Here is a 21,792-nt window from a genome sequence, read left to right on the forward strand (position 1 = left end):
ATACCATCACGTCACCGGCGGCAAGCCCCGCGATGATCGCGGGCCCGCCGTCGATGGTCTGTTGCACCGCGATCCGTTTCGTGGCGGGGTCGATCGCGATGATGATGCCGATACCGGCGTAATTCGCACCGTCGAGCGCCGTGTTGAATTGTTTGTATTCTTTCGGATCGAGAAAGACCGTCCAACGGTCGCGCAGCGCCTGCATCATCCCTTTGATGGCTGCGTAGGCAAGCTCGCGCTCGCCGACCTTCTTCGCAAAGGTCTTGCTTGCGGCGTCGAGTTCCCGCCCGAGCGCCGTCGTGTCTGCGTCAGAGGTGCCCGCATCGCGCATCGACGGCACCAATGATGGGTTGCCGCCATGTTCTTTGACTGCGAGACGCATGCCGTTCACGGCGCCGTCGAGCAGAACTTGGCCGCCGGTCTGCTTGTAGAATTCGGCGGTCGCGCGCGCGAACGAGTACGAGACCATGGCCCGGTCGAGAGTCGAGGCCGCTTGGGTTGAAGAGGCGGCCGCGCCGGCCGGCGCGCCGGACGCGAACGACTGCATCGCGAACGCAACGGCGATCGCGAACGCGACGAGCCGGCCGCGGAGATGTGACGGCATGATGCGAGGAATCCTTTCGACTAATTCGTGCGCGTCGTGTTCAGCGCGATCTGCTGCTTGATGAACTGCACCGCGGCGTTGAACTGGACGTCCTTGCCCGGGTAGCCCACAAGCTGCGGATTCATCGGCACCACGACGTTCGGCACGATCCCCTTTTTGTTGATGTCGCGGCCGAGCGGCGTGACGTAGCGCGCGGTCGTGATCTTGAATTCGCTCGAGTCGGAGAACGGATACAGCGTTTGGACCACGCCCTTGCCGTAGGTCTTCACACCGATGAGCGTGCCGATCTTCGTGTCTTGCAAAGCGCCTGCGGTGATCTCGGACGCGCTCGCCGAGTACTGGTTGACCAACACGACGAGCGGATGCGGCGGCATCGCGTCCTGCGTGGCGTTCTCCGACTCGACGTGGCCGTAGCGGTCGATGGTAGAAACGATCGGACCGTCCGGAATGAACTTCGATGAGATCTGCACGGCTGCGTACAGCAAGCCACCGCCGTTGTTGCGCAGATCGAGGATGTAGGCTTTGGCGCCCTTGCTATTGAGCACGTCGAGCGCATGCGTCACTTCGTCCGCGGAGGTTTCGCCGAAGATGAATAATTGCACGTAACCGATGTTGCCGTCGACCATCTTGTAGGCCACGGACGGCACGTGGATCTGCTCGCGCTGGACGGAGACCAATTTCGTCGTAGGAGTCTTGCCGCTCATGCGCGAGAGCACCAAATGCACGGTCGTGCCTTGCTTGCCCCGGATATAGCCCATCACGGCATCCACGGGCACGCCTTTGGTGGCGCGGCCGTCGACCGAGACGATGAGGTCGCCGGGCTGGAGTCCGGCCTTGGCTGCAGGCGTATCCTGGATGGGCCCGATGACGAGCGTCTGCTTGGATTTCGCGTCCTGCTCTATATAGACGCCGATGCCGCCGAAGTCGCCCCCGGCGATGGATTCGTTGAAGTGCTGGGTGTCTTTTTGCGACATGTAGACGGTGTACGGATCGCCGAGGGCGCCGAGCATGCCCGAGATCGCGGCATAGACCACGTCTTGACTGCCGAACTTGGCGGCGTACTTGTCGTACGCGGCCTGGAAGAGTGCGTTGGCGGAATTCTCGTCGCTCGATACGTCGTTCGGCTCGGCGGCCGTGGGCGCCGGCAGCATCGCGACAACCTTCTTCGTCTTCAGGTACGCGACCAGTCCGTCGTGTTCGCCCTTGAGCAGATCTTTGTCATCGATGGGCTTGTAATACTCGGCGTGCAGTTTTTCGAACGCCTTATCGAGCATGTCCGTGCCCTCGGAGCGGTCGTCGCCGCCAGACGCGTCGGTGTCGGACGCGGACGAGTACATGTTTTGATCGATCGAATAGACCCGGCTCGCGGCCTGGGCATGTGTGTTCGATGCGTTCGCGACGAAGTGGGCTGCGAAAAATCCGACCGCGACGGCGGCGGCGACGGCAACCGCAGCGGCGGTGAAAATGGAAGCGCGGGACTTGAGCGACACGTGGACGGGGTTCCTTTCGGCGGTGGATAACATGGGAAGCGGCCCTACTCGTGCCGCCCCTACCCTTATACCCGGACTGTGCTATTCTCCATCAGGTGACCGGGACCCTAATAACGTTGTCGTCAAGTTTACGCCAAATACCCGTGATTCGTCGCACTTTAAGGGTTTTCACAGCTTTCCAAGCGGGTCGATAGGGACACCGTTCTTCCTTATCTCAAAATGGAGGTGCGGGCCCGTCGCATAGCCGGTGGCTCCCACGGCGCCGATCACTTGTCCACGCTGGACTCGTTGATTGACGCTCACGTACATCGCCGAGCAATGAGCGTATAACGTCGAGTAGGAGTCGCCGTTGTCGATGGTGATGAGGTTGCCGTACCCGCCGTACCAGCCTACATAGATGATCAAGCCGTCGGCTGCTGCGCGGATGGGCGTGCCGTAGTCGACGCCTATGTCGATGCCTGAATGCAGCGCGTAGCGTCCGGTTACCGGGTCCGTGCGCATCCCGAAGGGCGAAGTGATCGGTCCCCTGACCGGCCATATGAATGATACCGGACCGCCAAGCGGCGACTCGGGCGGGGGCGGCAGGCCCGCCGCGATCGCTGCGGCTCTTCGGGCGGCTTGTGCCGCGCGGCGCGCGGCGAGGGTGGCGAGATAGTCTTCGCGCTGCTTCTCCACGATGAGAGCTTGCAGGCGGGCCTCTTCTTGCGCTGTGAGACCTTCGAGTTCGACCAATTGCTGCGCGATGACATTTCGCTGCTGCTGTGCCACGCCGAGAAGCTGGCGCCGTTCCTCTGCTAAGGCCGAAAGCTGGCCCTCTTCTGTGCGCTTCTCATCGTGAGCCGCGACGAGTTGCGCCTGCGTCTGCTCCAGGCCCGCCACAAAGTGCTCGTACTTCGTCTGCTCGGTGTTGATGCCGGAGATCAGTATGGAATCCGACTTGATGATCGCGCGCACGAAATCCCAGCGCACGACGAAGTCGGCGAATGACGTCGAGGCCACGAGGACGTCGACGTACGAAACCGGACCGTATTCGTAGACGTCAACAAGACGGCCGTTCAGAGCGGTACGGTGCCGGTACAAGCTCGCGCGCGTGGCGTCGAGCTGGTGACGCCGGATGCCGAGGCGCAGTTCGATCTGGCGGATGGAGCGGTCGAGACCATCGAGCGTGTCGTCGACGCGCGCGATGTTGTCGTTCGTGTCGCTGAGCTGCTGCGAGATGCTGAGCACTTTGTAGCGCGCTTGTCTGACCTTGAGCCGCGTGTTGTGGACCTTCGCTTGCGTGCGGTTCAGGACGTCTTGCGTGTGCTTGATCTGTTCGCTGATGGGAACGGGCGTCGGCTTGGCGGCGCCTATGAGTGCCGCGGCGGCGATTGCGGCCGCCAGCGCGGCGCGAGTCCCACGCATCAGGTGGACCGCAAATACCGGCTGACCGACAACATGCTCGCCAACATCCCGATGAGCGCACCCGTGCCGAGCAATTCGAGAGCGATGGTCCCCACCGGCACGACCGCGAAATTGAACGGCAGGAACGGCAAGTCGATGGCGAGCTTCGGTGCAAACGTGCGATACGCGAATTCCAAGAGCGCGATGCCGATCACCGCGCCCGCGACCCCGGTCAAGATGCCTTCGAACACGAACGGCCAGCGCACGGTCCAATGGGTCGCACCGACAAGCTGCATGATGTGGATCTCGCTCCTGCGCGCAAAAACCGTCAAACGGATGGTGTTGTAGATCAAAAGCGCGGTGGCGGCGAGCAGCAGCCCCACCACCCCGAGCCCCACCGCGCCGAGCACCGATTCCACGCGCAACAGCTTCTGCGTGACGTCGCTTCGATAGTTGACGGTTGCGACGGACGGCAGACCTTGGAGCCGCTTCGCTATCGCAGCGGCGTCATTTGGATCCGCCGGATGGATCATGATGGCATCGGGAAGCGGGTTTGTGTTGATGAGATTCAGGTTCATCTGGCCGCGCAAGCGATCGCGCAATCCGTCCATCGCTTGCTTTTTGGAGACGAACGTGACGGACTGCACCCGCGGGTCGGACTTCATGACGCGCATCGTGCCGTCGACCATAGCCTTGGGTGAATTGTCCTTGAGGTAGGCCGCGATCGTGACCTGCCCGACCACTTGCTTCATGAAGATGGCGAACGATTCGTGGAGGAACAGTATCGTCCCCAAGAGGACCACGGAAACCGCAACGGTGCCCACTGCGGTGACCGCCATCGTGAGGTTGCGCGTGAAATTTTGCGCGACTTCGGACCAGAAAAACCGGACTTTACCCCAATCCAATGTGGTAGTGACCCCGTTCTTGGTCGTGCGCGATGCGGCCGTTGGTGAGCCGCACCACCCGCCGGCGCATGCGGTCGACGACGGCTTGGTTGTGCGTCGCAACGACGACGGTTGTGCCTTTGGCGTTGATGCGCGCGAGCAGCGCCATGATTTCGTTCGAGGTCTCGGGGTCGAGATTTCCAGTGGGTTCGTCGCAGAGCAGGATCAACGGGTTGTTCACGAGAGAACGCGCGATCGCGGTCCGCTGCTGTTCGCCGCCGGAGAGCTCGTACGGAAACATCTTGCTCTTGTGCGCGATGCCCACGAGCTCGAGCATGCGGGGAACCCGGCGCATCACGTCACGCGAGCTCGCGCCCGTCACTTGCAGCGCGTAGGCGACGTTCTCCCAGACGGTCTTTTGCTGGAGCAACTTGAAGTCTTGAAAGACGACGCCGACTTTGCGGCGCAGAAACGGGATTTGGCCGGGCGCTATGCCCCGCAAGGGAATGCCGTCGATGTCGACCTCGCCGGTCGTGGGTTCGGCCTCTCGGTAGATGCACTTCAGCAGACTGGATTTGCCTTGTCCGGTTCCGCCGACTAAGAAGACGAACTCGCCCCGCCCGAGCTCGAGATCGATATCCGACAGCGCATGAACGCCATTTGGATAGACGAGCCCTACGCCTTTGAAGACGATCATTGGAGGTAGGAGTTCGCCGCCAGGCGGGACTGCCCTATCGTGCCGAACATGGATGGCGTACGCGGGCGGCCGCGCAGCTGGGAAAGGACGGCAAATGGATTTCGATCTCACGCCCGAGCAGTTGGACGTGCAGAAACTCTGTCGCGAGTTCGCGGAGGGCGAAATTGCGCCTCACGCACAAGAGTGGGACGCGACTGCGACTTTCCCGCTCGACACGATCAAGCAGATGGGAAAACTCGGTCTGCTTGGCCTGCCGTTTCCCGAAGCATATGGCGGCTCCGGCGCCGACACGATTTCGTACGCGCTCGCGGTGATGGAGATCGGCCGCGGCGACGCTTCGGCCGGTATCACGATGGCTGCGCATGTTTCGCTCGGCGCGTCGCCGATCTTCATGTTCGGCACCGAAGAGCAAAAGCAACGCTGGCTCGTGCCGCTCGCACAAGGCGAACAGTTGTGGGCGTTCGGCCTCACCGAACCGCAGGCCGGCTCCGATGCCGGCGCGACCAAGACCACCGCCGACCTAAAATCCGGTGATTGGACGATCAACGGGACCAAGTGTTTCATCACCAACGCCGGCACCGCGATCACGGGCGGCGTCACGATCACGGCGGTCACCGGAACATCGGGTGACGGCCGGCCCGAAATCTCCACCATCATCGTGCCGCAAGAAACGCCGGGCTATACTCGTGCCAAACCCTACAAGAAAATGGGCTGGCGTGCGTCGGACACGCGCGAGTTATCGTTTCAAAACGCGAAGGTGCCCGAGGACCATCTGCTCGGCCCACGCGGACGCGGATTCAAGCAGTTCCTCGACGTGCTCGACGGCGGCCGCATCAGCGTCGGCGCACTTTCTGTAGGACTCGCGCAGGCCTGTTACGACGCGGCGGCCAGCTATGCAAAAGACCGGCACCAATTCGGCAAGGCCATCTCGAAGTTCCAAGCGATCCAATTTCAATTGGTCGACATGGCGGTGGAGATCGAGCTCGCTCGCACGGCGGTGCTCAAAGCCGCGTGGCTGAAAGACCAGGGCCGGGAATTCGCGACCGCAGCCGCGATGGCAAAGCTCTATTCGGGCGAAGTGTCGCGCCGTTGCGCCAACGCGGCAGTGCAGATCCACGGCGGCTACGGATTTATGGACGAGTATCCGGTCTCGCGCTATTGGCGCGACTGCAAGATCAACGAAATCGGCGAAGGCACCAACGAAGTGCAGCGCATGGTGATCGGCCGCCTGCTAGGATTCTAACTAGGGTAATTGTACTAGGGCAAGCATCGCTTGCCCCGTCTTTATGTAGGAGGGCAAGCATCGCTTGCCCAAAAAAAAATGGGTGAGCGTTGCTCACCCTAGTACGAGATGCTCACCCACATTGGTAGTGGGTCGGTTAGTGCGTGGTGTCCACCGAGATGCCGAAGCCGCTCAATCCGGCGATGAACCCGTCCACGAATCCCTTGCGGCCCTTCCACGCTGCTTGATTGCCCGATAGCGTTTTCGCGTTGGGGAAGTTCAGGATCTGACCTTCTTGGTTCGGGTTGCCGGGGTCGTACACGAATAAGATGTCGCGCACGTCGTCGTAGGCGAGCCCTTTAGGATTGGAAAAACCTGTGACCGTCTGCGTGTGCGTTGCAGGGCCGTTGGTGGTGCTCGCAGAGCTGATGACGGTCAACACGCCGCGTTGATCCGAAACGACGAACAGTATATCTTGCGCCGTGTTGTACGCCATGCCGTCTGTTTGGATCAAAGCGGCGATCTGGCGGCTTGAGCTCAGATTGATGTTCGTGTGCGTCGATGCGGCCGCCGCTGCTTGCGTGCCGAATGCATCGAACTCGGCCACAACGGTGCCGAAGTCGCTCGCGAAAAGAATGTCGCGCGCCTTATCATAGTAGAGTTCTTGCGGCCGCGGCGAGCCCTTATATTGGATGCCGGGATCGGTGATGTTCAGCGTGGCGGTGGCAGCCGGCGCGGAATTGCCGCCTGTGCCAAGCGTGCTCGCGCTTGAATAGATCTGCAGGACCGGCGCATTGCCGACCGTGACGAAGAGCAAATCGTGGGTGTCGTCATACGCAGCTGCTCCGTTGATATTGGCAAGCGGAGCTGAAGTAGCCGTAGGCCCGACGTTGTTGAGCGTGCTAGCCGCCGTATACACATCTACCGGTGCACTACTGCCGGGGCATCCGCCCGCCGCGCAGAGCGGAACCCACAAGACATCCTTATCCGGTGAGTACACCGCATCATCGAAGGTGTTCGAATTGGTCGTGAGCACCGACGACGCGGCCGCGAAACCGTTCTGACCCGACGCGTTCTTGTACACCCGAACCGCATGCGAGGTGGTGTCCTGGACATACAGCGTGTCAGGGAAAGGCGACGGACTGACCGACGAAACGGGCGTGGGTGTGGTGCCAGTCGTATACTTGCCGCAGCCGCCGACCGCGACGAACGCGAACGCGAGAAACGCGAAAAACAGGGTGATACCCGAGCGTGGGGTCATCTAGTGCACGGTCTCCTACGGATGTGTGGCGGGGGCATGAAAAACGGCGCTCCAGCGATGCCGGCGCCGCACCCTTGCGCTGGTCTTGCGTTGGGCACGGGCTTCGCTTTTTGGGTCCGCGACCCTCCCCCAGGCAATGCCGCGGGACGCGTACTAGGGCAAGCATCGTTTGCCCAATGGAGGAGGGCAAGCAACGCTTGCCCTCCTTCGTCGTCATGTATTAGGTTCTCGTACTAGGGCAAGCATCGCTTGCCCATTGATTGTAGGAGGGCAAGCATCGCTTGCCCCGGACGTTATACCTTTAGAGAATATGAGAAGATTATCTGGTGGTACGGAGAGACCGCGGTGGGCACGTACGGATAGTACGACTCACCGATGTAGGCGGGGCTTATGCCCGCGTTGAGCGTGTAGAACGGATTCGATCCATAACCGATCACCTGCATGTTCGTCGGATACTCCCAGGGATAACCCTGGTTGTGCACCATCGTGAACAGATTGGTGAACAGCAACGACGCTTTTGTGCGGCTGGTCAGGTCGTGCGAAATGCCGAAGTTCATCGTCAACCACGACGGACCTTTGAGCGAACCGAACGCGTCGAACGTGTGCGTGTACGGATCGGGCACGCCGCCGAAGTCCAGCGGATCGCCGTACGGATTGCCGGACTGATACGAGAAGCCCGGCGTGAAGTCCCAACCGTTCACGCGCTCGTCCAAGTTGAGATTCCATACCCACTTCACGTCGTAGGAACTCGTCGCCGGCGGTGATTGCACGTACGACGGCGAGTAGTATGCGTTCGGATCCATCAGCGCGTAGTGCTTTGTTGTGGTGGGCAGTGCGTTGTAGGCAGCGATCTGCGCGTTGATGAGGTCGATGATCGACTTGCCGTTGCCTGCGGGCCCGAAGTGGATCTTCGAGTCCGTATACGTGCCGGCAAGCGTGGCCGTGAGGCCATTGTCTGTGGTCCTGTTCTTTTGCAACAGGATTTCGGCGCCGTGAATGCGCGCGTTGCCGAAGTTGTAGCCGGTCACAAATGACGGCTGCGTGGGATTAACCGGCAAGTTGAGCACTTGACCGCGCGTTGTGCGAGCATACGGCGTGAGCTTGAACGACAGCCCAGACCCGAAGTCGTGCTCATACGAGAAATCGTAGTTCGTGCTGTCCTCGGGCTGCACGTTGTGGACGGCGAGGAAGCCCAAGCCGTTGTAGAACCGGTTCAACACGGCGACGGTCTCGCCGACGCCGAATTGCGGCGCCGCCCGGTATTCTTCGAATGCCGAGTTCGGCGGCTGGACGTAGCGACCGACCGACGCACGGAAAACGTCGCTCGGCGAAGCGGCATACGTCACGCCGAAGCGCGGACTGAACTCATTGAACATGAGGTCGCCATTGACGTCCTGCCACTTGGCCGCACCCGGTAGCAATGCCGGATTAAAGCCGGATGTTCCGGGCGTCCCCGCGAGCGTCGTCAAGTAGCCGTTGCACGGCTCGCCGGCCGCGTAGGCGTATCCGTTGAGGCACAGACCGTAGCGGTTCTGCGACTCTTCGGCGATTCCGCCGGCGCCGGTGAGCTGCAGCGGCATGAGCGCGAATTTGAACTGGTCGTAGCGCACGCCTAGGTCGAAGTTGAGCTTGTCGCTCGGCTTGTAGCTGTCGGCCAACACGACGTCGCTTGTGATCGGCGTCGTGCTCGACCAGTAGGCGTACGGCCCGTTGATCTGCGCAACATTCGTGTAACCGGGATCGCCGCACGCCTGATGGTTTGGCGCATTCGTCGTCAGTTTATTCGACGCAAGGTCGCCGCAAACGACGTAGCCGCCCGCCGCATTCACGCTCAGCCCCTGGTCTTGCATGACCAGCCAGTTGGCGTAGTTGTAGCGCAGCGTCAGGTCTTTGGAATAATCCGCGTCGAACTTGATGAGGTTCTTGCTGTTGAACTGGTTCTGATAGTTGAGCGAGACGCCCGTCGCGTTGTCGTGCAACGTGTAGAACGTGCCGCCGTTGAGCCCTTCGGTGGGCTCGTCAATGGCCCAACCGGAGTAGAGCGAGTACGCGAACAGCCGCACGAACGATGTGTCCGTCAACGACCGCGTGTAGCCCAACTTCTCGATGTTGTATTGGGTGCTCTGGCTGTCGGTAAACCCTTCCGGAATGGCGCCGATCGATCCGCCCGCTGTCGGCCATGTGTAGACGCCGAGCTTGGCCGGATCGTACGGCTGATTGAGTCCGCCCTTCCACGGGTTGCCGATCGGCCACAGCAGACGGCCGGTTGCGGGATCCGACCCGCCGCCGGTCTCGAAGCCGTAGAAGTTCGGATCCAGGTTCGAGCCCGAATACGGGAACGGACCGCCGGTGGTGCCCATCACCGCCAGCGCCTGGAAATCATCGGACAGCCCGTTGTGGGTGAATGTCCAATGCAGGTTCGCCGCGGTGTCGCGCGCTTGGTTGTACGGAAGCGCGTTGTTCGTGAAGAACGACTGGCCCATCGGCACGTTGTAGTTGTGCGCCACACCGCAGTTGTAGAACTGCGGAGCGGCCGGGTCCGTCGTCTGGAAACCGAACCGGCCCACGACATTGGAGCAGTTCACTTCGTTCGCGCCGACGTTGAAATGGTAGTTGTCTTCGTTGCCGCGGTCGCCGTACAGAAAGCTCTGATCGTTCGACTGCGTCGAGACGTAGTAGTTGAAGCGGCCGTCGGGTGTGGCGCCGTACATCGCGAGCTGCAAGGCGTGGGCGAATGCCTGACCGCCGAACGAGCCGCTGAAATCCGCACCGCCCGGGTACCGTCCGCGCTGGATCGTGCCGTTGATGAAGCCCGACATCGCGCGCCCCGAATCGGCCGGCGCGCCGCCGGTGTAGACCTCGACGCTCGCAAGGCCGTTGGTCGCGAGCGCGGTGCCGTTGAAGAAGTCGAAGCCGCGGTTGAGCGGAATGCCCTCAAGCTCGAAGCCGACTTGATCGTATGCGCCGCCGCGAAGCGACAGCGTGCCTTGGCCGTTGTACGTGCCGCCGGTTCCGACCGCGCGCACAACGCCCGGCAGCGAACCCACGACTGCGTTTTGGCTGTAAAGCGACTCGGCGCCGCCCGACGAGCCTTGATAGCCCGCGATCTTCGACGCGTTGACGGCGTACAGATCGCCGGTGACCGTTTTCGACACGGCACCCGCCTGTGCGGTTGCAGTGACGTGACCGAGCACGGCCGTGGTTGCGTGTACTTTGAGATCGCCGTTCGTGTTCTGATCGGCCGTGACCGTGACGCCCTCAAGCGTCGACGGGTCGAAGCCCGTCTTGGATGCGGTGATGTTGTACGTGTCGGGAGCGAGGTTGAGGACCGCGTAGAAGCCTTTAGCATCGGTGGTCACACCTGCGTTCTGCGAGGGTGATGCCGCTGTTATCCGGACGCCCGCGACGGGGGCGCCGTTTTGGTCCGTTACCGTGCCGCTGATGGAGCCCGTCGTGCCGGCCAGAACCCAAGTTCCCTGGACCAGCATTGCGACGATCGCCAAGACAGCGATGCGGAGTAGGCCCTTGATACCCATAGGGTTTCCTCCTGAGGCGTTTTGCATGAAAATCGGCCGGCTTTGGGCAGGCCGAAAACTAATCTTATAGTTTCGCCCCCCCTGGGACCTTTGGACTCATATTATTTTAATGTTCGCCGCGGACATGTAAAAAGAGGGCCCCGGCGCAATGCCGGGACCCTCTGGTTGTAGTTCTACGAGATATTAGGCGATCAGAGTTTGATCTTCAAGCCCAAGCCCGCGTTGAACACTCCTTGGGTCGGGTTCTCCTGATACGGGTACTGCAGCATCGGTTGGAACTTCGCCCCTGGGTTGTAGAAGTTCGAACCGAATGTGAGCGGTGCGCCGTAACCAGGCAACGTGTAGCCGCAGACCTTGTTGCTTGCGAATCGTGTCCACGGTTCCGTTGTTCCGCCGGAGCACTGATCGATGATGTTCGCCATGTTGAGCGTGAGCGCAACCCGCGGGCTGACATCGTACGAGAACTGCATGTGCATCAGGATCTGGTTCGGCGCTCTGAAAGCACCGAGGTTGTCGAAGTTGCCGGTCACCGGATCCGGTGTCGGAATCCGGCCGGTGCACGCGAGTGCATCGAACGGAGCGCCCGTGCCGCCGAACTTGTAGCGCGGATCGCCGGTTATGGTCGCTCCGCCAGCAAGTGCCTGCGGGCAGCTCGCCGGATCAACGCCGTAGCCGGTCAGCGGGTCGCCGTAGTAACCGCCCTCAAAGAACTGGAACTGCGGCGAGATCGCCCACTTGTCGTGTTTGAAGTTCAGCACGAGCGTCGCGGCAAACGGCGTTTCGTACGAACCGGAAGCCGCTTCAACGGCGCCCGGAATCGTGCTGAACGGCACGTAGTTTCCGTTCAGATCGAATAGCGGCCGAGCAGGTGCGTTGAAGTACGGGTTGGCGATGCCGCTGTCTTCGGTGGCTATCGCGTTTGCGCCGCCGAATGTACCGCACAACGCGTGCGGATCGGACGTGCCCGACTTGCCCGCGCACGCGCTGGTGTACGAGTTGTACTGCTGGATGGCGAGGTTCACCGTGCTGAGCACGCTGCCGCCATTTTGCGTCGGGCTGTATGCGATGTAGCTGTGGGTGTACGTCGCCGAGAGCAACCCGGACAGCCCGTTGTGGTTGAAGTCGCCCTTCGTCAGTTCGAACTCGACGCCGTCTGATGTCTGGCGGCCCACGTTGAGTCCGGACACAAAGCCCGTCTTCTGGTCGAGGAAGAAGTTCTGGATCTGATCTTTCGTCTGGCGCAAGAACGGCGTGAGCTTGAAGCTCATGTCGCCGGACTGGTGCTCCCACGAGAAGTCGTAGTTGTTCGATGTCGGCGGCCGGATTGCGTGCGTGGTGGTGGTGAAGCCGATCGGCCAGAAGTTGTTTGCATCGTACGACGCGAGGTCTTGCTGCAGCAGGTTGTACTGTTCGTAGGCCGTGTTAGGCGCCTGCGTGTACTTGCCGTAGCTAAAGCGCAGCACGTTGTTCGGGTTAAGAGTGTACGTGCCGCCGATGCGCGGCTCGAACTCGTTGTACGATGTGGTGTCGTTCGGAAGATTCGTCATCTTCGCGACGACCGTCTGAACGCCGTTCTGAACCGGACATAGTTGCCCCACGCCGGCGTCGTTGGCACCGTTGTAGAACGGCACGTGACCGCCGCCCGGTAGGACGCAATACGAGTTGTTGAACGCGTTGAACCAGAAGTCGCGCGCCGCTCCGCCCGTATCGGAGAGTTTGTAGCGGAAGCTATCCATGCGGATGCCGATGTTGAACAGCAGCTGCGATGTGGGCTTCCATTGGTCGGTGAGCGAAGCGGACAAGAACGTCGGCTTGGCTTGGTTGCCGCCGCCGTAACGTCCGTTCTCAGCCGCGAACCATGCACATGGCCCGGTGCCGCATGTTGTCGGCAACGCCGGAAGTGCGGCGCCTGTCGCCGCATTCGCCAGTCCGACGTTTACAGCGTTGCCGCTGTAGCAACTCACGGGTGAGCCTTCCGACGTGTAGCAGACGCCCGAATGCGGTGCGTTTGCGTTCACGGCGTACAGGAACGAGTCGGCTCCGGTGACACGGTTGAGACCGACCAATTCGCTGATCATCGTATCGTCGTTGGCGCGGTAATCGTTTGCGAACGTATCGCTAACTTCGACGTTGATGAGGTTCTTGTCGTTGATCTGACTCGCATACGACGCGCTGGCGCCGTTGGTCATGGTCTGCACGTAGTAGTTGAGCGGGCAGTAGCCGATGAACGTGGTCCAGCCCGTGTTCGGGCAGGTCTGCGGCCACTCGGAATAGTTGTTGTATGCGTAGATTCTGAAGTACGAAGATGTACCGATGTTCTTCTGGTACTGCAGCTTGATGATCGAGTTGGGGTTGGCCGTACCGTCGCGTTGGTTGGGGTCGATCGCAGCCAATTGGTTGCCGAAATACGGCGACCCGTGTGCACTGTTGGGGTTGTACGCGAAGTTTACGGAGTGGACCATCGGCTGGAGCTGATCTTCCGACAAGCCTGCGGGAAGCACCCCGCCGACTTTGCCGAGGTATTGCCACCCGATGCCATTTGTGCCGAGTCCCTGAAAAGGACCGCTCAAGTAGCCGAACACCGGCGCGCCGTTGAGTTGCTGTTGAATGCCGGGAACGGTGACGCCCCAGTCCGACGCTGAGCTGTAGTACGTGTTGTGCAAGTACGAGTTATCGTACAGCAGTTGGATGTCGTCCTTGCCGGCATCGTTCTTGTGCGGCAGGCCGAAGTGCAGGTTGATGACATTTTCATAATCCCAGACGTCTGAGACGTTGAAGCTGTCCACCGGCGAGGCAAGCGAGATGCCGCCAGGACCGATGTGCGTCGCATAGCACGACTCGAAGTTCTTGGCATCCGGCGTGTAGACTACCGGTTGGCCAGGATTCTGCGAGACGATGCAGCCATCACCAGGCGAGAGCCGGTTGGACGGCGTGCCCCACATGCTCTGGATGCTGGCGCCATTGTCGTTGCCGAAGTAACGGAACGACTGATGGTAGCCGCCAACGCCCACGAAGTACGTGAAGTTGCGATCCGGTGTGGCACCGCCTATTTCGAGGCTGGCCTTGTTGTATAACGCGGGGTACCCCACGCCAAGGCTCAGCTCGCCATAGCCGGGATACGTGCCATTGCGGATGACCTGGTTGATGTAGCCGGCCAAGCCTTGCGACTCGGAGCTGGCAGGCGCTGCGCCCGTGTAGACTTGCAGTTCCTGTTGGCCGAGAGCTGAGGCGGTTGACGTCGGATAGTTGTCGTACGAGCGCAGAACGGGTACACCGTCGAACTCGTAACCGACTTGGTCGAAGTCGCCGCCGCGGATGTGGATGGTTTGGAACCAGCCCATTTGTCCGGCTGGGACCACGACGCCTGGAACTGCAGCGATGGCGCCATAAGCGGCATCGAGACTTCCGCCGCCGCCGAGCGTTGCGACTTTAGCTTGCTGAGAAGCGCTGACCGAGTAGACGTCTGACGTCGTTCCAGCCTTGACGAGCGCGCTCGCCGCAGTGGTGGTGACGTGTCCAAGGACTTTGGTCGACGCTTGCATCGTCAGTTTCACGACCTGGGTGTTGTCTGCGAAGATCGAGACGCCAGGTTGTGCTATCGTGTCGTATCCGTCTTTGCTTCCCGTGACTTCATACGTGTCCGGGGTGAGCGAGACGAATGAGAAGTGTCCTGTACTGCCGGTGATCGTTGATACCGACTCGGACGGAGATGATGCTGTAACTTTTACGCCCGCTAACGGAGTGCCGTCCTGCAACGTCACACTACCGTTGAGCGCACCAGTTGTGCCTGCCAGTGCCCATGTTCCCTGGAAGAGCAGCAACGCCACCGCCAAGAGGGCGATTCGAACCCAACTGTTTTTCGACATTGAGGTTCCCTCTTGATGTGCTTCTTAGTGAAGCACGCATGAAACGACGCGAACCGTCGTTCGTGCGTACCAAAATGGAGCGAGCGGCACCATTGCCTCTCACTTCCACGAGGCGCGTTTCCATATTAAACAAATCCTAACCTTGCGCTAAGATTTGTTTTGCGGGACACGATTCGAGGTGTGATGTGGCCTGGTTCGAGATGCCGGAAATGTCGAGCCGGCCTTTATGGCCGGCCTGGCCGAGGATAAACCTTGGCCCTACGAGGAGGCGATCGCGCGCTTCACCAGCCCGGGGATGTCCGAGGGGCTGTCGGCGACCGGCACGTTGACCCGGTGAAATGCTACGACCTTCGATTCCGGCGTCCCGGAATTGCCGCTTATGATCGCGCCCGCATGCCCCATGCGCTTACCCTTTGGGGCCGAGCGGCCGCCGATGAACGAAACGGCCGGCTTTGTGAATTTCCGGTCTTCGATCATTTGCGCGGCATCTTCTTCGTCGGTGCCGCCGATCTCGCCGACGATGACGACCGCATCCGTCTCTGAATCGGCTTCGAAGGCTTCGAGACAATCGACGAACACGCTGCCGATGATCGGATCACCGCCGATGCCCACGCATGTGCTCTGGCCGATCCCGTTGCGCGTAAGGTGGTCGACGATCTCGTATGTTGCGGTGCCGCTGCGGCTGATGAGCCCGACGCGGCCAGGAGCGAAAACGTGGCCGGGCATGATCCCTGCGAGGGCAGCGCCGGGTGAGATGACGCCCGGGCAGTTGGGGCCGACCACTCGAGTGCCCGGCCCGATCACCGCCATGGCTTTGATGACGTCGTGCACCGGAATGCCCTCGGTGATGCAGATGACCAGCTCAATGCCGGCGTCGGCCGCTTCGAGGATCGCATCGGCGGCGAACGGCGGCGGCACGAAGATCACGCTGACGTTCGCGCCGGTTTTTTCGCGCGCTTCGGCGACGCCGTCAAAGACGGTGAAGCCTTCGACGGTCTGGCCGCCCTTGCCGGGCGTGACGCCGCCGACCATATTCGTGCCGTACGTGCGCATGCGATTCGCGTGATAGAGACCTTCGCGCCCGGTGATGCCTTGCACGATGACTTTCGATTTCTTGTCGAGGTAGATGGACAATGTTGTCTCCGTCTCTGTCTTTTTTGTACTAGGGCAAGCAACGCTTGCCCTGGGCGAGCGAAGCTCGCCCTAATACGTGTTTATTTTTTCGCTAACGCCACTGCTTCGCGCGCGCCGTCATTCATCGTCTCCACCGATTTGATGCCGTTGGCGGACAAGAGCGCGCGGCCTTCCTTTTCGTTCGTGCCCGTCAGGCGGATCACAAGCTTGTCCTTGGTCCAACCGCCGCCGGACAGCGCTTCGATCAATCCTTTCGCGACCTCGTCGCCGCGCGTGATGCCGCCGAAGATGTTGATGAACAGCGACTTCACTTTGGGGTTGGAGGTGACGATGTTGACCGCTTCGCGCATCACGTCGGCCTTCGCGCCGCCGCCCACGTCGAGGAAGTTCGCCGGTTCGCCGCCGGCTTGCTTCACCGCGTCGAGCGTGCTCATGACGAGGCCCGCGCCGTTGCCGATGATCCCGACGTCGCCGTCGAGCTGCACGTAGTTGTTCTCGCCCAAGCCGGCAGCGATCGCGCGTTCTTTGAGCGGATCGCTTTCCGTCTCAAGCTTCCACGATGCAAGTTCGGGGCGCCGGAAGAGGCCGCTGTCGTCGAGCTCGACTTTGGCATCCGACGCGATGAGCTTTCCGTCTTTGGTGATCGCAAGCGGATTGATCTCGACCAAGATCGCGCCCACATCGAAGAAGAGTCCGTACAGTTTGCCGAGCAACGCGCTGAACTGGTTCCAGATCTCCTTGGGCAATCCGGCCTCGCGCGCGACTCGGCGGCCGACGAATGCGGAATACCCCATTGCCGGATTGATGCGATACTTTGCTATCGCTTCCGGATGATTATCGGCGACCTCTTCGACATCCATGCCGCCCATGGCCGACGCCATGATGATCGGCCGCTTGCTCGCGCGGTCGATCGCGATCGAGAGATACAGCTCCTTGGCGATGTCGACGCGCTGCTCGATCCAGATTGTTTTCGCGATCTCGCCTTCCGGGTTTTGCGCGTTGGCGATGCGCATGCCCAGGATGGCTTTGGCCGGCTCGACCACATCATCGGCATTGTTGCAGAATTTTATCCCACCGGCTTTTCCGCGCCCTCCTACCAGCACTTGCGCCTTCACAACCGACGGAACGGGATTTGCGCGCATGATCGCGACGGCCTCATCCACACTGGACGCAGCCTTGCCGGGCGGCGTGGGAATGCCGGCTTCGGCGAACAGCATTTTCCCTTGGTATTCTAAGAGTCGCATTTGGTCTCCGTCGACACGTGGGCAAATGGGCAAGCGATGCTTGCCCTAGTACATTAGAGGCGCCCGAGGAGTTCGCGCGCGATGACGATGCGCTGCACTTCGGACGTCCCTTCATATATTTCGGTGATCTTCGCATCACGATAATAACGCTCGGCCGGAAATTCCGTGGTGTATCCGTAGCCGCCGAGGACTTGCACGCATTCCGCCGCGTGCTTGCGCGCCGCGGTTGAAGCGAAGAGTTTGGCTTTTGAGGATGCGTCGAGCATCGGCATGTCGCGGTCTTTCATCCATGCCGCGCGATAGAGCAAGAGCCGAGCGGCGTCGAGGTCCACGGCCATATCGGCGATCTTGAACGACACGGCCTGGAAATGTCCGATCGGCGTGCCGAATTGGCGCCGGTCGCGCGCGTACGTCTGCGCCGTGTCCAAACATGCTGCAAGGATGCCGACCGATTGCGCCGCGATGCCGAGCCGCCCGATGCCAAGACTCGCAAGCGCGATCTTGTAGCCTTCGCCTTCGACGCCGAGCAGTCGCTCCGCCGGCACGCGCGCGTCCTCGAACAGCACGTCGGTGGTGTCGGACGAATGGATGCCGAGCTTCTCGGTTTTTCGCCCGAGCGTGAGACCCGGCGTGTCGCGGTCGACCAGAAACGCGGAGATGCCTTTGGGACCCGGCTGACCGGTGCGGGCGAATACGATGAACGCCTTGGCGAAGCCGCCGTTGGTCACCCACTGTTTGCGGCCATCGAGCACGAAATGATCGCCATCGCGAACGGCGCGCGTGCGCAGGCCGCTCGCGTCCGAACCCGATTCGGCCTCGGTGAGCGCAAAGCCGCCGAGCCATTCTCCCGCGCACATGTTGGGGAGGTACATCAAGCGCAGCGCTTCGGATGCGAATCCCTCGATGATGCGCGTGATGAGACCCGCGTGCACGGAAACGGTGACGCCCACGCCGGCGTCGGCCCGGCTCAGCTCTTCGATCGAGATCGCGACGCTGATGGCGTCGAGCTGCGCACCGCCATATTTTTCCGACACCGACATCCCCATGATGCCGATCTCGCCGAGCGATTTGAATAACTCAACCGGAAAAGTGTGGTCGCGATCCCACTGCGCGGCGTGCGGCGCGATCTCGCGCGCCGCGAATGCGCTGACGGCCTCGCGGATGGCGCGCTGATCGTCGCTTAACTCGAAGTTCATGTGTAGATGTAAAAGCCCCGGCCGCTCTTCTTGCCGAGATAACCCGCGGCCACCATCTGCTTGAGCAGCGGACACGGGCGGTACTTGGAATCCGAAAACCCGTCGTGCAGCACGTTCATGATGGCCAAGCACGTGTCGAGGCCGATGAAGTCGGCCAATTCCAGCGGCCCCATCGGATGGTTCATGCCGAGCTTCATCACGGTATCGATCGCCTCGGCCGAACCGACGCCCTCGAAATGCGCATAGATCGCCTCGTTGATCATCGGCATGAGCACTCGATTCGACACAAACCCCGGAAAGTCGCGCACTTCGACCGGCGTCTTGCCGAGGCCGGTGGCGAGCGACCTTACCGCTTCGTAGGTCGCGTCGCTTGTGGCGATTCCGCGAATGACCTCGACGAGCTTCATGACGGGAACAGGGTTCATGAAGTGCATGCCGATCACGCGGTCTGCGCGCTTGGTGGCGGCGCCGAGCGCGGTGATGGATATGGACGAGGTGTTGCTCGCGAGAATCGCCGCGGACGGCGTGGCCTTGTCCAGCGTCGTGAAGATGCGCTTTTTCAACGTCTCATCTTCGCTGGCCGCCTCGATCGCTATCGACACGTCGGACGGTTTCGTCAGGTCGAGATGTGCGCTGATGCGCGACAGCGTTTCGTCGGCCTGCTCCTGTGCGAGCTTACCTTTACTCACAGCGCGGCTCAGGTTTTTCGTTATTGCATCGATTCCACGCTGCACCGCATCGGCGGAGACGTCGTTGAGCAGCACGTCGTTGCCGAACGCCGCGCAGACGTGCGCAATGCCGCCGCCCATCTGGCCGGCGCCCACGACGAGCACGCGCATCTCTGTTAGCGGACTTCCACGAGCAGTGCGTCGCCTTGTCCGCCGCCGCTGCAGATAGCGGCGATGCCGAGACCGCCGCCTCGACGGCGCAACGCATGCACCAAGTGCGCGACGATACGCGAGCCGCTGGCGCCGAGCGGATGACCGATCGCGATGGCGCCTCCGTCGACGTTGACCCGGTCGAGATCCAATCCGAGCCGCTCGGACGACAACAGGCTCACGGCCGCGAATGCCTCATTGATCTCCCACAGTGCGATATCTTCGACCTTAAGACCGTGCGCGTCGAGCAGCTTTTGGGCGGCCATCGCCGGCACGAGCGGCAAGTACGGCGGATCCCAGGCGGCACATGCGTGGCCCTTGACGACGCCGAGCGGCGCCAGACCGTGCGCTTTCGCGAAATCGGCACTGGCCAAGACCAGCGCGGACGCCGCATCGTTCACGCCCGGCGCGTTGCCTGCGGTGATGTTGCCGTTTTTCACGATTGGCTTGAGTTTGGCGAGCACTTCGAGGCTTGTATCCTTGCGCGGCGCCTCGTCGCGATCGACCAGCGTGAACGGCGCGTTCGGATCGGCAAGATACGGTGAGAAGACCTTCGGGTCTGCGACGAATTGCTGCGGTGTCTCGTCTATGCGCATCGCGCCGACACCCACGGGCGATCGCGAGACCGGCACGACGTCGATCACGAGTCTCCCGCGCTGCTTGGTCGCGACTTTAAGCGGGATCATCTCGTCGGCGAATCGGCCTTGCTCGTGCGCTTCGATCGCGCGCTTGTGGCTGCGCAGCGCGAATTCGTCTTGCTGCGCGCGCGTGACGCCGAGATAGGTCGAGACGCCATCGGTGGCGTCGGCCATCATGCAGTGGAAGAACGGGCACCACAAACCATCGTGCACCATCGCGTCGAGGAATTGTCCGTTGCCCATCTTGTAGCCGAAGCGTGCGTTCGGCGCCATGTACGGCGCGTTCGACATGCTTTCCATGCCGCCGGCGACGACCGTGCGCGCGTCGCCCGTTTGGATCAAACGGTGACCGTTCGCGATCGCGAGCATTCCGGAAGCGCAAACTTTGTTGACCGTGTCGGCCACCACGGTTTTCGGCAGGCCTGCGATGAGCATGGCTTGTCGAGCCGGCGCTTGACCCGCACCGGCCTGGATCACTTCGCCGAGGATGACGAAGTCGAGATCCTCGTGAGCGACGCCGCTCTTGGCGACCGCGGCGCGCACCGCTTCGGCGCCGAGCGTGGTGACGGCGAGCGACGATAAGCTGCCGCCGAGTTTGCCGACCGGCGTGCGCACGGCCGAAAGTATGACTGTTTCATTCATAGTATTCATGACATCCGCGTATTTTCCCGACCCGCAGGATGCGCCTCCAAAAAAAGAGGCCGCCTTGCGGCGGCCTATGCAGTGCAAACCCCGTCCGGCGATGGTGCCTAAAGGACGCCCTACTCAATCCGTTTGGACGAGTCGGTCATCCCGGCGGCGGCGTTCGCCGGGTCTCCGCAGAACCGACCAAGTCTTAGTCGGACGGGGTGATTGCCTTTCGCAGGATAGCACCGCGTTTGCTTCCGGCACAAGCCAACGGTTGTTCGAGAAAGCCCGTAGTCTGGTCCCACGATGCGGAATGTTTAGGATATTTCTCCGACGGGTTTCCTATCGGGTTCTTTCCGGGACATTTGCCTTAGAAAAAGACGCCGAGACCGCTCCAGGGGCCGAGCTTGAGGACAACCACGATCACCATGAGCGCGAAGAACGTGAGCGTGATTATCTCGGCACGGGCGATCACATTTCCGTGCCAAACGCCCTTGCGCTCGATGACAGGGAGCGAACTGCCAAGCGGCAGCAGACGGGGTACCGTTTCAAGATAACGGCGATATTCTTGACCGAACAATCCGGCGAGATATGCCTCTTCCAATGGGATGATGATGGCGTAGACGCCCAGCACGAGTGCGAGGACCACGATCAGCAGCATGCCGGCCTCGGCGATCGAGATGCCACCGGAGAACGCAAACCAAAAACCGAGCGCGACGATCGCGTTGGCGAGATAGAGCGGGTTGCGCACCGAGCCGTAAGGGCCGGCGGTGACAAGGGTCGGAGCCGTCACGATCTCCGCGCGCGTCGTGACGCCGGAGTAGCCCACTGCCCAAACGCGGAGAAGTTCGCCCAGCACTGCGATCGCGACGCCGACGACGGCGCTCGCGACCGACGGTCTGCCGAAGATCAGCAGCACAAGCGCGACGGGCACGAGCAGCGCGCCGCGGTTCTTGAACACAAGCGTGCGAAATCCGCCGGTGTTTACGTGCATCCCGGCGTAGGTTTGAGATTCTACGAAGCCGACCTTTATATGTGGGAGCGCAAGCCCGTACTAGGGCAAGCATCGCTTGCCCATTTCAAATTGTAGGGGGGGCAAGCTTGTACTAGGGCAAGCATCGCTTGCCCCATG

General features: G+C 61.4%; 15 protein-coding genes. 1 reads left to right on the forward strand and 14 read right to left on the reverse strand.

Annotation, left to right across the window (positions count from 1 at the left end):
• The 5 genes from VII69_10100 to ftsE all read right to left on the reverse strand — a co-directional run.
• Positions 1–604: hypothetical protein (locus VII69_10100; protein HEY5095457.1), on the reverse strand; the 604-nt coding region annotated here is incomplete at its 3' end.
• Positions 605–624: 20 nt separating this feature from the next.
• Positions 625–2,094 (reverse strand): S41 family peptidase, encoded by a 1,470-nt coding sequence (locus VII69_10105; GenBank protein HEY5095458.1) that lies wholly within the window; start codon positions 2,092–2,094, stop codon positions 625–627.
• Positions 2,095–2,262: 168 nt separating this feature from the next.
• Positions 2,263–3,498 (reverse strand): peptidoglycan DD-metalloendopeptidase family protein, encoded by a 1,236-nt coding sequence (locus VII69_10110; GenBank protein ID HEY5095459.1) that lies wholly within the window; start codon positions 3,496–3,498, stop codon positions 2,263–2,265.
• Complete coding sequence (gene ftsX / locus VII69_10115; GenBank protein ID HEY5095460.1) at positions 3,498–4,382, reverse strand: permease-like cell division protein FtsX; 885 nt, start codon at positions 4,380–4,382, stop codon at positions 3,498–3,500. The genes VII69_10110 and ftsX overlap by 1 nt, the downstream gene beginning before the upstream one ends.
• Positions 4,369–5,058: a cell division ATP-binding protein FtsE gene (gene ftsE / locus VII69_10120; GenBank protein HEY5095461.1), complete on the reverse strand. Its 690-nt coding sequence runs from the start codon at positions 5,056–5,058 to the stop codon at positions 4,369–4,371. The genes ftsX and ftsE overlap by 14 nt, the downstream gene beginning before the upstream one ends.
• 94 nt (positions 5,059–5,152) lie before the next feature.
• Between ftsE and VII69_10125 the strand changes: the two genes are divergently transcribed.
• Entirely contained in the window at positions 5,153–6,301 is a 1,149-nt protein-coding gene (locus VII69_10125) for an acyl-CoA dehydrogenase family protein (GenBank protein HEY5095462.1), read from the forward strand.
• A 136-nt stretch (positions 6,302–6,437) separates the two neighbouring features.
• Here VII69_10125 and VII69_10130 read toward each other — a convergent pair whose 3' ends face one another.
• The 9 genes from VII69_10130 to VII69_10170 form a co-directional block, all read right to left on the reverse strand.
• Positions 6,438–7,541, reverse strand: a complete 1,104-nt coding sequence (locus VII69_10130; protein ID HEY5095463.1) for a hypothetical protein — start codon at positions 7,539–7,541, stop codon at positions 6,438–6,440.
• Between the two features lie 293 nt (positions 7,542–7,834).
• The gene (locus VII69_10135; protein HEY5095464.1) at positions 7,835–11,077 is read right to left on the reverse strand and encodes a TonB-dependent receptor; all 3,243 of its coding nucleotides are present in this window, start codon (positions 11,075–11,077) and stop codon (positions 7,835–7,837) included.
• A 191-nt stretch (positions 11,078–11,268) separates the two neighbouring features.
• Positions 11,269–14,943 (reverse strand): TonB-dependent receptor, encoded by a 3,675-nt coding sequence (locus VII69_10140; GenBank protein HEY5095465.1) that lies wholly within the window; start codon positions 14,941–14,943, stop codon positions 11,269–11,271.
• A gap of 258 nt (positions 14,944–15,201) precedes the next feature.
• The gene (gene sucD, locus VII69_10145) at positions 15,202–16,077 is read right to left on the reverse strand and encodes a succinate--CoA ligase subunit alpha (protein ID HEY5095466.1); all 876 of its coding nucleotides are present in this window, start codon (positions 16,075–16,077) and stop codon (positions 15,202–15,204) included.
• Positions 16,078–16,157: 80 nt separating this feature from the next.
• Entirely contained in the window at positions 16,158–17,321 is a 1,164-nt protein-coding gene (sucC, locus tag VII69_10150; GenBank protein HEY5095467.1) for an ADP-forming succinate--CoA ligase subunit beta, read from the reverse strand.
• A gap of 53 nt (positions 17,322–17,374) precedes the next feature.
• Positions 17,375–18,517, reverse strand: coding sequence for an acyl-CoA dehydrogenase family protein (locus VII69_10155; protein ID HEY5095468.1), 1,143 nt, complete (start codon positions 18,515–18,517; stop codon positions 17,375–17,377).
• A complete protein-coding gene (locus tag VII69_10160; protein ID HEY5095469.1) occupies positions 18,514–19,410 on the reverse strand; it encodes a 3-hydroxybutyryl-CoA dehydrogenase in 897 nt (298 codons plus the stop codon). The genes VII69_10155 and VII69_10160 overlap by 4 nt, the downstream gene beginning before the upstream one ends.
• A complete protein-coding gene (locus VII69_10165) occupies positions 19,362–20,675 on the reverse strand; it encodes an acetyl-CoA C-acyltransferase (protein HEY5095470.1) in 1,314 nt (437 codons plus the stop codon). The genes VII69_10160 and VII69_10165 overlap by 49 nt, the downstream gene beginning before the upstream one ends.
• 355 nt (positions 20,676–21,030) lie before the next feature.
• Positions 21,031–21,654, reverse strand: coding sequence for a methyltransferase (locus tag VII69_10170; protein HEY5095471.1), 624 nt, complete (start codon positions 21,652–21,654; stop codon positions 21,031–21,033).
• Positions 21,655–21,792 lie beyond the last annotated feature (138 nt).

The organism is Candidatus Eremiobacteraceae bacterium (genome assembly GCA_036511855.1).
In the GTDB taxonomy this organism is placed as follows: Bacteria; Vulcanimicrobiota; Vulcanimicrobiia; order Eremiobacterales; family Eremiobacteraceae; genus JABCYQ01.

Excerpts from the sequence above, each read along its gene's own strand:
- VII69_10110 (HEY5095459.1), bottom strand. The coding sequence starts at position 3,498 with ATGCGTGGGACTCGCGCCGCGCTGGCGGCCGCAATCGCCGCCGCGGCA.
- ftsE (HEY5095461.1), bottom strand. The coding sequence starts at position 5,058 with ATGATCGTCTTCAAAGGCGTAGGGCTCGTCTATCCAAATGGCGTTCAT.
- VII69_10125 (HEY5095462.1), top strand. The coding sequence starts at position 5,153 with ATGGATTTCGATCTCACGCCCGAGCAGTTGGACGTGCAGAAACTCTGT.
- VII69_10130 (HEY5095463.1), bottom strand. The coding sequence starts at position 7,541 with ATGACCCCACGCTCGGGTATCACCCTGTTTTTCGCGTTTCTCGCGTTC.
- VII69_10135 (HEY5095464.1), bottom strand. The coding sequence starts at position 11,077 with ATGGGTATCAAGGGCCTACTCCGCATCGCTGTCTTGGCGATCGTCGCA.
- VII69_10140 (HEY5095465.1), bottom strand. The coding sequence starts at position 14,943 with ATGTCGAAAAACAGTTGGGTTCGAATCGCCCTCTTGGCGGTGGCGTTG.
- sucC (HEY5095467.1), bottom strand. The coding sequence starts at position 17,321 with ATGCGACTCTTAGAATACCAAGGGAAAATGCTGTTCGCCGAAGCCGGC.
- VII69_10155 (HEY5095468.1), bottom strand. The coding sequence starts at position 18,517 with ATGAACTTCGAGTTAAGCGACGATCAGCGCGCCATCCGCGAGGCCGTC.
- VII69_10165 (HEY5095470.1), bottom strand. The coding sequence starts at position 20,675 with ATGAATGAAACAGTCATACTTTCGGCCGTGCGCACGCCGGTCGGCAAA.
- VII69_10170 (HEY5095471.1), bottom strand. The coding sequence starts at position 21,654 with ATGCACGTAAACACCGGCGGATTTCGCACGCTTGTGTTCAAGAACCGC.